Origin of the sequence: Micromonospora sp. NPDC051296, from assembly GCF_040682255.1 — a bacterium.
Classification (GTDB): Bacteria; Actinomycetota; Actinomycetes; order Mycobacteriales; family Micromonosporaceae; genus Micromonospora; species Micromonospora craterilacus.
Genome location: NZ_JBFBAO010000164.1, coordinates 1 through 14,277, shown reverse-complemented (window position 1 = coordinate 14,277; position 14,277 = coordinate 1). Strand labels below are relative to the sequence as shown.

Here is a 14,277-nt window from a genome sequence, read left to right as displayed (position 1 = left end):
TCCGCGACCATCCCGCCGCCCGCGCGCCCACCCCGCGCGACGGGCGTCACCCTCCGGAGCCGCCCGTGCGCATCCTGCTGTTGTCCACCGCCGACACCGAGCTGCTGGCCGCCCGCGCCAGCGACGCCGATTACCGGCTCGCCAACCCGGCCCGGATCGGCGCCGCCGAGCTGCCCGGGCTGCTCGACGGCGCCGACCTCGCCGTGGTACGCCTGCTCGGTGGCCGGCAGGCGTGGCCGGACGGGCTGGCCGCGGTGCTCGCCTCCGGCGTACCCACGGTCGTGCTCGGTGGGGAGGCGGTGCCCGACGCGGAGCTGATGGCCGCCTCCACGGTGCCGTCCGCGGTGGCCGCCCAGGCGCTGTCCTACCTGGTCGAGGGCGGGCCGGAGAACCTCACCGAGCTGGCCCGGTTCCTCTCCGACACGCTCCTGCTCACCGGCGAGGGCTTCGCTCCGCCCGCCCCCACCCCCGCCTACGGCGTGCACGGGGACCGCCCCGCGCACCCCGACCGGCCCACCATCGGCATCGTCTTCTACCGGGCGCACGCGCTCGCCGGGAACACCGGGTTCGTCGACGTGCTCGCCGACGCGGTCGAGGCGGCCGGCGGCAACGCCCTGCCGGTCTTCTGCGGCTCGCTGCGCGGGCTCACCATGGGTGCCGGGCCGCTCGGCCTGTTCGCCCGCTGCGACGCCCTGGTCGTCACCGTGCTGGCCGCCGGCGGTACGGTCGCCGCCGACGCCTCCGGCGGGGGCGACTCCGACGCCTGGGACGTCGGCGCACTGGCCGCCCTGGACGTGCCGGTGATCCAGGCGCTCTGCCTGACCAGCACCCGCGAGCAGTGGGCCGGCAGCGACGCCGGACTGTCCCCGCTGGACGCCGCGATGCAGGTGGCCATTCCCGAGTTCGACGGCCGGATCGTCGCCGTGCCGTTCTCCTTCAAACGCGTCGACGCCGACGGCCTGTCGGTCTACGCCGCCGATCCGGAGCGCGCCGCCCGGGTGGCCGGCATCGCGGTGCGGCACGCCCGGCTACGGCACCTGGCGGCCGCCGACAAGCGGCTGGCGGTGGTGCTCAGCTCCTACCCGACCAAGCACTCCCGGGTCGGCAACGCGGTCGGCCTGGACACCCCCGCCTCGGCGGTACGGCTGCTCGCCGCGCTGGCCGAGGCGGGTTACCACCTCGGCGACGCCGGACCGCCCGCCGACGGGGACGCGCTGATCCACGCGCTGATCGCCGCCGGCGGGCACGACGTGGAGTGGCTCACCCCCGAGCAACTGGCCGCCGCCGAGGCCGGGGTGCCCGGCGACGTCTACCGGCGCTGGTTCGACCGGCTGCCGGCGTCGCTGCGGGAGCGGATGCACGCACACTGGGGCCCGCCCCCCGGTGAGCTGTACACCGACGACGGCGACATCGTCCTGGCCGGACTGCGCTTCGGCAACGTGGTGCTGCTGATCCAGCCGCCGCGCGGCTTCGGCGAGAATCCGGTCGCCATCTACCACGACCCGGACCTGCCGCCCAGCCACCACTACCTGGCCGCGTACCGCTGGCTGGCCGCGTCGCCGGCCGACGGCGGCTTCGGTGCGGACGCCGTGGTGCATCTCGGCAAGCACGGCACGCTGGAGTGGCTGCCCGGCAAGGGCCTCGGCCTGGCCGCCGACTGCGCGCCCGACGCCGTCTTCGCCGACCTGCCGCTGGTCTACCCGTTCATCGTCAACGATCCGGGGGAGGGCACCCAGGCCAAGCGCCGCGCGCACGCCGTGGTGGTCGACCACCTGGTGCCGCCGATGGCCCGCGCGGAGACCTACGGCGAACTGGCCAAACTCGAACAGCTGCTCGACGAGTACGCCACCGTGCAGGCCCTCGACCCGGCCAAGGTGCCGGTGGTGCAGGCGCAGATCTGGGAGCTGGTGCGCGCCGCCGAGCTGCACCACGACCTGCACCAGGCCGACCGGCCCGCCGCCGAGGACTTCGACGACTTCGTGCTGCACCTCGACGGGTACCTGTGCGAGGTCAAGGACGTGCAGATCCGCGACGGGCTGCACGTGCTGGCCGCCGCCCCCACCGGCGAGGCCCGGGTGAACCTGGTCCTCGCGGTGCTGCGGGCCCCGCAGGTGTGGGGCGGGGTACGCGCGCTGCCCGGCCTGCGTCAGGCGCTCGCCGCCGGGTACGGGCTCGACGAGCAGGAACTGCTGGCCGACCCGGGAGCCCGGATCAGCGTGGCCGAGGCGTTGACCGAGGTCGCCGACGGGCCGGCGGTCACCGCCGCCGACGCCGTCGACCTGATCGAGGGGCTGGCCCGGCGGCTGGTCCTCGGCATGGAAACCCTGGGCTGGCCCGCCGGCCGGGCCGACGCGGTGGTCGAGGAGGTCACCGGCCGGTCCGTTCCGGACGCCGCGTCGGTGCTCCGGTTCGCGGCCAGCGAACTGGTGCCCCGGCTGGACCGCACCACCGACGAGATCGACCGGGTGCTCGCCGCGCTCGACGGCCGGTTCGTGCCGCCCGGGCCGTCCGGCTCACCCACCCGGGGACTGGTCAACGTCCTGCCCACCGGGCGGAACTTCTACTCCGTCGACCCCAAGGCCATCCCCAGCCGTAACGCCTGGGACGTCGGGCAGGCCCTCGCCGACTCGCTGCTGGCCCGGCACCTCGCCGACACCGGCAGTTACCCCCGGGCGGTCGGGCTCACCGTGTGGGGCACCAGTGCCATGCGTACCCAGGGCGACGACATCGCCGAGGTGCTGGCCCTGATCGGCTGCCGCCCGGTCTGGGACGACCGGTCCCGCCGGGTCACCGGCGTCGAGGTGGTGCCCCTCGCGGAGCTGGGCCGGCCCCGGGTCGACGTGACGGTCCGCATCTCCGGGTTCTTCCGGGACGCCTTCCCGCACGTCGTCGCGCTGCTCGACGACGCGGTACGGCAGGTCGCCGCGCTGGACGAGCCGGCCGGGGAGAACTTCGTCCGCGCCCACGTGCACGCCGACCTGGCCGCGCACGGCGACGAGCGCCGGGCCACCGCCCGGATCTTCGGCTCCAAACCGGGGGCGTACGGCGCCGGGCTGCTGCCACTGATCGACGCCCGCACCTGGCGCGACGATGCCGACCTGGCCGAGGTGTACGCCGTCTGGGGCGGCTACGCCTACGGCCGCGGCCTGGACGGGCGCCCGGCCCGCGAGGACATGGAACGCTCCTTCGCCCGGATCGCGGTGGCGGTCAAGAACCAGGACACCCGCGAGCACGACATCGTCGACTCCGACGACTACTTCCAGTACCACGGCGGGATGGTGGCGCTGGTCCGTCACCTCACCGGCACCGCGCCCGCTGCTTACCTGGGCGACTCGGCGATGCCGCACGACGTGCGTACCCGCACCCTGGCCGAGGAGACCCGGCGGGTGTTCCGGGCCCGGGTGGTCAACCCGCGCTGGATCGCCGCGATGCGGCGGCACGGCTACAAGGGCGCGTTCGAGCTGGCCGCCACCGTGGACTACCTGTTCGGCTACGACGCCACCGCCGGGGTGGTCGACGACTGGATGTACGAGAACCTGGCCGCCGCGTACGTCTTCGACCCAGCGACGCGGGACTTCCTGACCGAGTCGAACCCGTGGGCGTTGCGCGGCATCACCGAGCGGCTGCTGGAGGCCGCCGACCGGGGGATGTGGGCCGCACCCGAGCCGGCGACCCTCGACCGGTTGCGCGAGACCTACCTGGCCAGCGAGGGCGATCTGGAGGACCGGCCATGACCAACTTCCCGTTCTCCGCGGTGCTCGGCATGGACGACCTGCGGCTGGCCCTGCTGCTCAACGCGGTCAACCCGGCCATCGGCGGGGTGCTCGTACGCGGCGAGAAGGGCACCGCCAAGTCCACCGCCGTCCGGGCCCTCGCCGCGCTGCTGCCCCCGGTGGACCGGGTCGCCGGCTGCCGGTTCGGCTGCGACCCAGCCGCCCCCGACCCGACCTGCCCGGACGGGCCGCACCCGGCCACCGCCGGGGTCGAGCGCCGCCCGGCCCGGCTGGTCGAGCTGCCGGTGGGCGCCGCCGAGGACCGGGTGGTCGGCTCGCTCGACCTGGAGCAGGCCCTCGGCGCGGGGGTACGCGCGTACGAGCCCGGCCTGCTCGCCGCCGCGCACCGGGGCCTGCTCTACGTCGACGAGGTCAACCTGCTCCACGACCACCTGGTCGACCTGCTCCTCGACGCCGCCGCGATGGGCCGCTGCCACGTCGAGCGGGAGGGCGTGTCGGTCAGCCACGCCGCCCGTTTCCTGCTGGTCGGCACGATGAACCCGGAGGAGGGGGAGCTGCGTCCGCAGCTGCTCGACCGGTTCGGCCTCACCGTCACCGTCGCCGCCAGCCGGGACCCGGTGGTCCGCGCCGAGGTGGTCCGCCGCCGGCTCGCCGCCGACGCCGACCCGGCCGGCTTCGCCGCCCGCTGGGCCGACGCGGACGCGGCTGTCGCCGGCCGGGTGGCCCGGGCCCGCGAGCGGCTGGACCGGGTCCGGCTGCCCGACTCCGCGTTGCGCCAGATCGCCGAGGTATGTGCCGCGTTCGACGTGGACGGCATGCGCGCCGACATCGTCGCGGCCCGCACCGCCGTGGCGCACGCCGCTTGGCAGGGCCGCGACCGGGTGGACGCGGAGGACGTCCGGGTCGCGGCCCGGCTGGCCCTGCCGCACCGGCGCCGCCGCGACCCGTTCGACAGTCCGGGGCTGGACGAGCAGCGCCTCGACGAGGCGCTGGACCGGGCCCGCGCCGCCCACCCCGACGACGACCCACCCACCGGTTCCGACCCCGACGACGGCCCGCCCGGGGGACCGGACAACTCCGGCCCTGCCGGCCCGCCCGCGGGACCGGACAACTCCGGCCCCGCCGGCCCCGGCGGGGGAGGCACCGCCGGGTCTGGCGGCGAACCGGTTACCGGCGACGCGCACAGCGACCGGCGCGGCGGGGCGTCGACGGCAAGCGGCGGCCGGCCCGGCGAGGCCACGGCGCAGCACCGGGACGTCGGTTTAGGAGGGAGCGCGGGGCAGTCGGTGGCCGCACCCCGGGGTGGGTTGCGGGCCCGGTTGTTCACCGCGCCGGGTATGGGCGAGGGCGTGCCTGGTCGGCGGTCGCGGGCCCGGACCGGGCGCGGGCGGACCACCGCCGCGCGGGTGCCCGCCGGGCGGCCCGGCGCGCTGCACCTGCCGGCGACCGTGCGGGCCGCCGCCCCGCACCAGGCGTACCGGGGGCGCACCAGCGGACCGCTGCGGCTGCGCGCGGCCGACGTGCGGGAGGCGGTCCGCGAGGGGCGTGAGGGCAACCTGGTGCTGTTCGTGGTGGACGCCAGCGGGTCGATGGGTGCGCGGCAGCGGATGTCGGTGGTCAAGGACGCCGTGCTCGCCCTGCTCACCGACGCGTACCAGCGGCGGGACAAGGTGGCGGTGATCGCCTTCCGGGGCTCCGGGGCGCAGACCCTGCTCCCGGCCACCTCCTCGGTGCTGGCGGCCTCGACCCGGCTGGCCGAACTGCCGACCGGGGGGCGTACCCCGCTCGCGGAGGGCCTGCTCGCCGCCGCCGAGCTGCTGCGCCTGGAACGCCTGCGGGACCCGAAGCGGCGTCCCCTCGTCCTGGTCGTGACCGACGGCCGGGCCACCGCCGGCCCCGACCCGCTGCGCCGTGCCGATCGGGCCGCAGCGGTCCTGCGCACCACCGGCGCCCATTGCCTGGTGGTCGACTGCGAGTCCGGCCCCGTCCGCCTCCACCTGGCCCACCGCCTAGCCACCCACCTCCACGCCCCCCACCACCCCCTAACCCACCTAACCCACCTAACCCAACCCACCCACCCCACCCCACCCGCCCTGCCCCCGCGATCTTGCAGTTTCTGTCGGGACGGATCGGGCGAATGTGGAGGAAGTTGCGACCAGAACTGCAAGATCGCGGAGACGGCGGTGCCGGTGCGGGTGCACGGGCGGGCTGGAAGGGGGGGTGGGTGATGCCGCGGGGGAGGCCGGAGCGGGTGCCGAAGGACGGGTTGACTACGCGGCAGCGGCGTAATCGGCCGTTGCTGGTGGTGCACACCGGAGCGATGAAGGGGAAGTCGACGGCCGCGTTCGGGCTGGCGCTGCGGGCCTGGACGGCGGGACTGCCGATCGGGGTGTTCCAGTTCGTCAAGAGCGCCAAGTGGCGGGTGGGGGAGGAGAACGCCTTCCGCGCGCTGCACGAGGTGCACGAACGCACCGGCCAGGGCGCCCCGGTGAGCTGGCACAGGATGGGCGAGGGCTGGTCCTGGATTCAGCGCGGCGGCGAGGCCGACCACGCGGCCGACGCGCTGGAGGGCTGGCGGCAGATCCAGCGGGACCTGGCCGCCCAGCGCTACGGCCTGTACGTGCTGGACGAGTTCACCTACCCGATGAAGTGGGGCTGGGTCGACGTGGACGAGGTGGTCTCGACCCTGGCCGGGCGACCCGGCTTCCAGCACGTCGTGGTCACCGGGCGCGACGCCGACCCCCGGCTGGTCGGCGCCGCCGACCTGGTCGCCGAGCTGACCAAGGTCAAGCACCCGATGGACGCCGGCCAGAAGGGCCAGAAGGGCATCGAATGGTGACCGGCCGGGCCGAGCTGCCCCCGGTCGCGGTGACCGGGCCGGCCGAGCTGCCCCGGATCGTGGTGGCCGCGCCGGCCAGCGGACACGGCAAGACCACGGTCGCCACCGGCCTGCTCGCCGCACTGCGCCGCCGCGGCCTGACCGTCAGCCCGCACAAGGTCGGCCCCGACTACATCGACCCCGGCTACCACGGCCTCGCCGCCGGCCGCCCCGGCCGCAACCTCGACCCGTGGCTGGTCGGTGAGGAAAGCGTCGCACCGCTGCTCCGGCACGGTGCCAGCGTCCCGAGTCTGGCCGACATCGCCGTGGTGGAAGGCGTACTGGGGCTGCACGACGGGGCCGTCGGTCGCGGCGGGTACGCCTCGACCGCGCACGTCGCCCGACTGATCGACGCACCCGTGGTGCTGGTGCTCGACACCACCGCCCAGGGCCGCTCGGCCGCCGCGCTGGTGCTCGGCATGACCGCCTTCGACCCGGGCGTACGCGTCGGCGGCGTGATCCTCAACCGGGTCGGCTCGCCCCGGCACGAGAAGCTGCTGCGCGAGGCGCTGGCCGAGGTGGGCGTACCGGTGCTGGGTGCGGTCACCCGGGCCGCCGAGGTCGCCGCGCCGTCCCGTCACCTCGGGCTGGTGCCGGTGGCCGAGCGGGCACCCGAGTCGCTGGCCGTCGTGGCCGCCCTGGCCGACCTCGTCGAGTCCACCGTGGACCTCGATGCCGTGCTCGACCTCGCGCGCAGCGCCCCGCCGCTGGTCACGCCGGCCTGGGACCCGGTGACGGCCGTCGGGGGCCCGGTCACCGCCGCCGCCCCGGTGGTCGCGGTCGCCGCCGGTGCCGCCTTCACCTTCTCCTACGCCGAGACGGCCGAGCTGCTCGCCGCCGCCGGTGCCGCCGTCGTCCCGTTCGACCCGCTGCACGACCCGGGCCTGCCCGCCGGCACCCGCGCGCTGGTCGTCGGCGGCGGCTTCCCCGAGACGTACGCCGAGGCGCTGTCCGCCAACACCGCCCTGCGCGCCGAGGTGGCCGCCTTCGACGGTCCCGTGGTGGCCGAGTGTGCCGGCCTGCTCTACCTCGGTCGATCCCTGGACCGGGTGCCCATGTGCGGCCGGCTCGACCTCACCGCCCGGATGACCGGCACGCTCACCCTCGGCTACCGGGAGGCCGTCGCCGCCGCCGACTCCCCGGCACACCGGCGGGGCGAGCCGGTACGCGGACACGAGTTCCACCGCACCGTCACCGATCCCGGGCACGGCGACCGGCCGGCGTGGCGCTGGGACGGCACCGACCACGGCTTCGTCACCGGCCGTGTGCACGCGTCCTACCTGCACACCCACTGGGCCGGCCAGCCGCAGGCCGCCCGCCGGCTGGTCGAGGCGGCGGCCCGGTGACCGGCCCGGCCACCCCGGCTGGCCGGGACGCCGCCCGCCTCGCCCGGGATGCCGGGGCGCCGGAACGGCACCGGGGTGGTGCTGCCACGTTGACCGGGATCGGCGTTGGCCCGGGGGACCCGGAACTGCTCACCGTCAAGGCGGTCCGCCTGCTGGGCGAGGCCGACCTGGTGTTCGTACCCGTGCTGGACCGGCTCGCCGCCGACGCCACCGCGCCGCCCGGACGGGCCGAGACCACCGTCGCCCCGCACGTCCCGCCGGACCGGCTCCGCCGGCTGCCGTTCGCCCTCGACGACCAGGGCGGGGTGACCGCCCGCCGCGCGGCGGCCTGGGACGCCGCCGCCCGTACCGTCGTCGCCGCGCTCGACGGCGGTGCCACCCGGCTGGCCTTCGCCACCATCGGCGACCCGAACGTCTACTCCACCTTCGGCTACCTGGCCCAGACCGTGCGGGCCGCGCGCCCGGCGGTCGAGGTACGCACGGTGCCCGGCATCACCGCCATGCAGGACCTCGCGGCCCGCAGCGGCATCCCGTTGTGCGAGGGCCGGGAGCCCCTGACCCTGGTGCCCGCCACCGCCGGGCTGGTCGCCTTCGCGGACGCGCTGGCCGGGCCGGGCACGGTGGTGGCGTACAAGGGCTGGCGTCGGCACGCCGACCTGGTCGGCGAGCTGCGCCGAGCCGGGCGGCTCGCCGACGCGGTGCTCGGCCGGGCCGTCGGCCTGCCCGGCGAGCGGATCGGCCCGGTCACCGACGCGGTGGACGACCTGCCCTACCTGTCGACGCTGCTCGTCCCGGCCCGCCGGGACGGCCGGGGAGGCCAGCTGTGAACACTGTGGAGACCGGCGCCGCCACGCCGCCGGCCGGGGGCAAGGTGTGGTTCGTCGGCGCCGGGCCCGGTGCCGCGGACCTGCTGACCCTGCGCGCCGCCCGGGTGATCGCCGAGGCCGACGTGGTGATCTGGGCGGCCAGCCTGGTGCACGCCGACGTGCTCGCCCACGCCCGGCCGGGCGCCGAGATCGTCGACTCGTCCCAGCTGCCGATCGAGGGGGTGCTGCCGCTGTACCGGCGGGCCGCCGCCGACCGTTCGACCGTGGCCCGGATCCACTCCGGCGATCCCGCGCTGTGGGGCGCCGTGCAGGAGCAACTGGACCTGTGCCGGGCGCTCGACCTGGCCGTGGAGATCGTGCCCGGGGTCTCCTCGTTCACCGCCGTGGCTGCGCTCGTCGGCCGCGAACTGACCGTCCCCGAGGTGGCCCAGTCGGTGATCCTCACCCGGCTGGAGGGCGGTCGGACCCCGATGCCGGCGGGGGAGCGGGTACGGGACTTCGCCCGCCACGGCACGACCATGGCGCTGTTCCTCTCCGCCGCACGCTCCGGGCAGGCCCAGGCCGAACTGCTGGCCGGCGGCTACCCGCCGGACACGCCCGTGGTGGTGGCGCACCGGGCGACCTGGCCGGACGAGCTGGTGTTGCGTTGCACCGTCGGCACCCTGGCGGCCACGGTCAAGGAGCACCGGCTCTGGAAACACACCCTGTTCCTGGTCGGCCCGGCACTCACCGCCAGCGGCACCCGCTCCCACCTCTACCACCCCGGGCACTTCCACACGTACCGCCGGGCCGAGCCGGCCGCCCGGGCCGCCCTACGCGGCCGCCCCGGCCCGCCAGCTGCGCCTCTCCCGGGCAGCCCGGGCGACGGGACCAGCTGATGTCCGACGTCGACCCGCCCTTGCGGGAGCCGGACCTGCCGCGTACCGCGAAGGTCCGGCCTACCGCGCTGCGTACCGGCTGGACCACCGGAGCCTGCGCCACGGCGGCGGCCAAGGCGGCGGTCACCGCGCTGGTCACCGGCGTACCACCGGCCGAGGTGGAGATCGGGCTGCCGGCCGGGCGGCGGGTGAGTTTCCCGGTGGCGCGCTGCACCTTCGAGGGTGCGGGGCGGGCCGAGGCGGTGGTGGTCAAGGACGCCGGGGACGACCCGGACGTCACGCACGGCGCCGAGCTGACCGCGACCGTGGTCTGGGCCGACGTACCCGGTCTGCGGCTCGACGGGGGGCCGGGCGTCGGCACGGTCACCAAGCCCGGCCTGGGCCTCGCGGTCGGCGGTCCGGCCATCAACGACACCCCCCGCCGCATGATCACCGCTGCGGTGGCCGAGGTGGTCGACCTGACCGCGTGCGGCGTCCGCGTCGTGATCAGCGTGCCGCGCGGGGAGATCATGGCCCGCAAGACGACCAACCGCCGGCTCGGCATCCTCGGCGGCATCTCCATCCTGGGCACCACCGGCATCGTGCGGCCGTTTTCCACCGCGTCCTGGCGGGCCAGCGTGGTGCAGGCGGTGCAGGTGATGGCGGCCCAGGGGGAACGGACCGCGGTGCTGTGCACCGGCGGGCGTACCGAGCGGGCCGCCCGGTCGTTGCTGCCGGAACTGCCCGAGGTGTGCTTCGTCGAGGTGGGTGACTTCACCGGCGCTGCGGTCACCGCCGCCGTCGCCGACGGCATGACCGGGGTGGTGTTCGTCGGGATGGCCGGCAAACTGGCCAAGCTCGCCGCCGGCGTGCTGATGACCCACTACACCCGGTCCAAGGTGGACCTGTCCCTGCTCGGCACGGTCACCGAGGAGGCCGGCGGGAGCCGGGACCTGGTCGCCGCGGTGGTGGCGGCCAACACCGGCCGGCACGCGTACGAGCTGTGGGACGCCGCCGGCCTGCTCGGCACCGCCGGCGACCTGCTCTGCCACCGGGTACGCCGGGTGCTGCTGCGTTACGCCCGGCACGCGGTCACCGTCGAAGTGGCCCTGGTCGACTTCGCCGGTTCCGGGGTCGTCGCCTCCTCGGGCCGTTGGCCGGTCCGGAACTCGCGCACCACGGGTTCGCACGAGCCGGCCCCGCCCGGGAGCCAACCGTGAACGCCGCCGGCCCCGCCGACAAGCACGCATCTCCTGTGCCCGGCACGGCCGTGTCGGTGCCGCCCGCGCCAGTCGCGGAACCCGGGTCCACCTGTTGCCCAGGCCGCCCCATCACGTCCTGTGAGCGGGCAGGGTCTTGTTCTCCCTTTACGCGTGATGTCACACAGACATATTTATTTCTGTGTGACATCACTCCAGTTGGACACCTCGCCCCGACCACGCCCGGCGCCGATCTCGCGCCGCCTTGCCTCGCGGCTCCGGCGCGCGCGGCATGTGCCGGCCCCGGTGCCACGGACGCATTCACACCGCCCCGCGCCCGCCGCCGTTACTCGGGGCGGGCCGGCCTGGCTCAGAAGAGCCGACGCGCGGCGAACGGGCGAGCGACATGACCGGCCGTCGCGTGCGGAGCCATGGCGTAGCGACGGGCCACGGTGAGGGGCCGGGCGAGGCCGTTGGGCTGGGCCAAGGTGTGGGACCCGGCCAGGGTGTGGGGTCGGGCCACGGCGTAGAGCCGAGCGAAGGGGTTGGGGCGGGCCGCGGAGCGGCCTGGGAGTCGGGCCGGGAGCCGGTTGCGGGCTTGGGCGGTGCGGTGGTGACCGTCGCGGGAATCGACGCCGGTGGTCGGCCAGGTGATTCGGTGCTGGCCGAGGCGTTGGCCGGCGCGGGCCTGGTCGTCGGGGCGGCCCGGCACCTCGCGGCCGTGCCGGTGCCGGCCGGCTGCCCGACCGTCGTCCTCGGCCCCCTCGCCCCGGCGCTGACGCGGCTCGCCACGGCCGTTGCCGGATGAACAACTCCCGGCTCAGCGCCGGGTCGATCCGGCCGAAGTTCACCTTGCGGGAGGTCACCAGCGGTACGCCGTAGAGGGTGACCTTCTCGTACGCCATCACCGCCGCCTGCTTCTTCTCCCAGTGCGGCTCGCTGTAACTGCGTTTGACCAGGTGCTGGGCGAGCGGTTCGACCCACTCCGGTTCGATCCGGCCGTTCACCCGGCCCCAGAGCCGGGCGGTCTCCACCAGCTCGGCGGCCATCACCCAGCGCGGCGGCTTGCGGAACAGTGCCGAGCCCGGGAACAGCCCGAACTTCGCCCCGCGGGCACCCAGGTACTCGTGTTTCTGGGCGTCCTTGAGGCCGATGTGGGACAGCAGGCCGGGCAGCAGCGACTGGTGCACCCGGGGGGTGTCGATCTCCTCCGGCAGATCCGCGCCGCCGCGCCGGCCGCCGTCGGGGGCACGCAGCACCTGGCGTACCTGGCTGACGATGTCCTGCCACTCGCGGACCCGCAGGTAGTTGAGGTACTCGGCCTTGCACATCCGGCGGAACGCGCTGGAGGACAGGGACCGCTGCTGCTCACGCAGGTGGCGCCAGAGATTGAGGTACGCGACGAAGTCGGACTCCTTGTCGGCGAACCGGGCGTGCGCCTGGTCGGCCTGGGCCTGCTTGTCGGCCGGCCGTTCCCGCGGATCCTGGATCGACAGCGCGGCGGCGATCACGATCACCTCGGTCGCACAGCCGTTGCCCTCGCCCTCCAGCACCATCCGGGCCAGGCGGGGGTCGACCGGGAGTTGAGCCAGCCGCCGGCCCAGCGCGGTGAGCCGGCGGGCCGGGTCGGTCTCGGCCGGGTCGAGTGCGCCCAGCTCGTGCAGCAGGTTGACGCCGTCGGCGATGTTGCGGCGGTCCGGCGGGTCGATGAACGGGAAGGCGGTGATGTCGCCGAGGCCGATGGCGGTCATCTGCAGGATGACCGAGGCGAGGTTGGTACGCAGGATCTCCGGGTCGGTGTACTCGGGGCGGGAGAGGAAGTCCTGCTCGTCGTAGAGCCGGATGCAGATGCCGTCCGAGGTACGCCCGCAGCGGCCCTTGCGCTGGTTGGCGCTCGCCTGGGAGACCGGCTCGATGGGTAGCCGCTGCACCTTCAGCCGCTGCGAGTAGCGCGAGATCCGGGCGCTGCCCGGGTCCACCACGTACTTGATGCCGGGGACGGTCAGCGACGTCTCCGCGACGTTGGTGGCCAGCACCACCCGGCGCCCGCCGTGCGGGGCGAAGACCCGGTGCTGCTCGGCGATGCTCAGCCGGGCGTACAGCGGCAGGATCTCGGTGTTTCGCAGGGCGGGCCGGTTGCCGACCAGCTTGCCCAGCGCGTCGGCGGTGTCCCGGATCTCACGCTCGCCGCTGAGGAACACCAGGATGTCGCCGGGCCCCTCGGCGGCCAGCTCCTCGACCGCGTCGCCGATGGCCGCGATCTGGTCGCGGACGTTCTCCTCGTCGGTGTCGGCGTCCTCGGTGACTTCGATCAGCGGTCGGTAGCGCACCTCGACCGGGTAGGTCCGGCCGGAGACCTCGACCACCGGCGCCGGCGCGCCCTCGGGATGCTCGGCGGTCGGCGGGCCGGCGAAGTGCCGGGCGAACCGGTCGGTCTCGATGGTCGCCGAGGTGATGATCACCTTCAGGTCGGGGCGGCGGGGCAGGAGCTGCTTGAGGTAGCCGAGAATGAAATCGATGTTGAGGCTGCGCTCGTGCGCCTCGTCGATGATCAACGTGTCGTACTGGCGGAGCATCCGGTCGGTCTGCAACTCGGCCAGCAGGATGCCGTCGGTCATCAGCTTGACCAGGCTGTTCTCGCTGACCTGATCGGTGAAGCGAACCTTGTAGCCGACCACGTCGCCCAGCTCGGTGCCCAGTTCCTCGGCGATCCGGTCGGCGACCGTACGGGCGGCCAGCCGGCGGGGCTGGGTGTGGCCGATCAGCCCGTGCACCCCGCGCCCCAGCTCCAGGCAGATCTTCGGCAGCTGGGTGGTCTTGCCCGAGCCCGTCTCACCGGCCACGATCACCACCTGGTGGTCGCGGATCGCCGCGGCGATGTCGTCCTTGCGTTCGCTCACCGGCAGCACGGCCGGGTAGGTGATCGCCGGCACCCCGGCCCGGCGCTTCTCCAGCCGGGCCTCCGCCTGGGCCACCTCGGCGGCGATCTCGGTCAGCGCCGACTCCCGCCGCTGCGGGTCACGTAGCCGGCGCAGCCCGTCGAGCCGACGCCGCAGCTGGCGCTGGTCGCGGAACATCAGCGGAGAGAGGCGGCGCTGCAACTCGCGCAGGGATTCGGTCGCGGCGGGTGTGGCTGGATTCTGCATGTCGTGGCCAAGGATAGGCAGCCCGCTGTCGGCGCGCCTCCGGGTTACCCACCCACCCGGCCTGCTGCCCTCGCGCTGCCTGCCCCCGGCCCTGCGCCGCGGCTCTGCGCCGGGTTGGGGGAGGTCGCAGACAGGTGTGCCCGGCGCATCCTTTGCTCTGCTTCACCCGACGCACGGGTTTGGGCCGGTGACCAATGCGTGGGTTGAAGCAGAGCAAAGACATCCCAGGTGCTTGGATGTCAAGCGGTGGCGTGGTTGGGGTGGTGTGACCAGGCGGTCGTCTCGTCGTA

6 protein-coding genes and 3 pseudogenes are annotated in these 14,277 nt (G+C 75.0%); 8 read left to right on the top strand and 1 reads right to left on the bottom strand.

Going from position 1 to position 14,277, the window contains the following annotated elements; translation table 11 throughout:
* Window positions 1–65 precede the first annotated feature (65 nt).
* From cobN to AB0M52_RS18385, 8 genes and pseudogenes are all read left to right on the top strand, one after another.
* On the top strand, window positions 66–3,734 hold the full coding sequence (gene cobN / locus AB0M52_RS18420) for a cobaltochelatase subunit CobN (RefSeq protein ID WP_363954791.1): 3,669 nt from the start codon (window positions 66–68) through the stop codon (window positions 3,732–3,734).
* A pseudogene (locus AB0M52_RS18415) lies at window positions 3,731–5,779 on the top strand (VWA domain-containing protein); the annotation flags it as partial. The gene cobN and the pseudogene AB0M52_RS18415, both read left to right, overlap by 4 nt.
* 182 nt (window positions 5,780–5,961) lie before the next feature.
* On the top strand, window positions 5,962–6,573 hold the full coding sequence (cobO, locus tag AB0M52_RS18410; RefSeq protein ID WP_363954785.1) for a cob(I)yrinic acid a,c-diamide adenosyltransferase: 612 nt from the start codon (window positions 5,962–5,964) through the stop codon (window positions 6,571–6,573).
* Window positions 6,567–7,958 carry a cobyrinate a,c-diamide synthase gene (locus AB0M52_RS18405; protein WP_363954782.1) on the top strand — a complete coding sequence of 464 codons (1,392 nt, stop codon included), beginning with the start codon at window positions 6,567–6,569 and terminating at the stop codon, window positions 7,956–7,958. The genes cobO and AB0M52_RS18405 overlap by 7 nt, the downstream gene beginning before the upstream one ends.
* A gap of 89 nt (window positions 7,959–8,047) precedes the next feature.
* Window positions 8,048–8,785: a precorrin-2 C(20)-methyltransferase gene (gene cobI, locus AB0M52_RS18400; RefSeq protein ID WP_363954797.1), complete on the top strand. Its 738-nt coding sequence runs from the start codon at window positions 8,048–8,050 to the stop codon at window positions 8,783–8,785.
* A 44-nt stretch (window positions 8,786–8,829) separates the two neighbouring features.
* Window positions 8,830–9,663, top strand: a complete 834-nt coding sequence (cobM, locus tag AB0M52_RS18395; protein WP_363954794.1) for a precorrin-4 C(11)-methyltransferase — start codon at window positions 8,830–8,832, stop codon at window positions 9,661–9,663.
* Window positions 9,663–10,862, top strand: a complete 1,200-nt coding sequence (locus AB0M52_RS18390; protein ID WP_363954779.1) for a cobalt-precorrin-5B (C(1))-methyltransferase — start codon at window positions 9,663–9,665, stop codon at window positions 10,860–10,862. The genes cobM and AB0M52_RS18390 overlap by 1 nt, the downstream gene beginning before the upstream one ends.
* A 546-nt stretch (window positions 10,863–11,408) precedes the next feature.
* A pseudogene (locus AB0M52_RS18385) lies at window positions 11,409–11,643 on the top strand (bifunctional cobalt-precorrin-7 (C(5))-methyltransferase/cobalt-precorrin-6B (C(15))-methyltransferase); the annotation flags it as partial.
* Here the strand turns inward: AB0M52_RS18385 and hrpA are convergent.
* A pseudogene (gene hrpA / locus AB0M52_RS18380) lies at window positions 11,642–13,987 on the bottom strand (ATP-dependent RNA helicase HrpA); the annotation flags it as partial. The pseudogenes AB0M52_RS18385 and hrpA overlap by 2 nt on opposite strands.
* Window positions 13,988–14,277: the final 290 nt, after the last annotated feature.

Excerpts from the sequence above, each read along its gene's own strand:
- cobO (WP_363954785.1), top strand. The coding sequence starts at position 5,962 with ATGCCGCGGGGGAGGCCGGAGCGGGTGCCGAAGGACGGGTTGACTACG.
- AB0M52_RS18405 (WP_363954782.1), top strand. The coding sequence starts at position 6,567 with ATGGTGACCGGCCGGGCCGAGCTGCCCCCGGTCGCGGTGACCGGGCCG.
- AB0M52_RS18390 (WP_363954779.1), top strand. The coding sequence starts at position 9,663 with ATGTCCGACGTCGACCCGCCCTTGCGGGAGCCGGACCTGCCGCGTACC.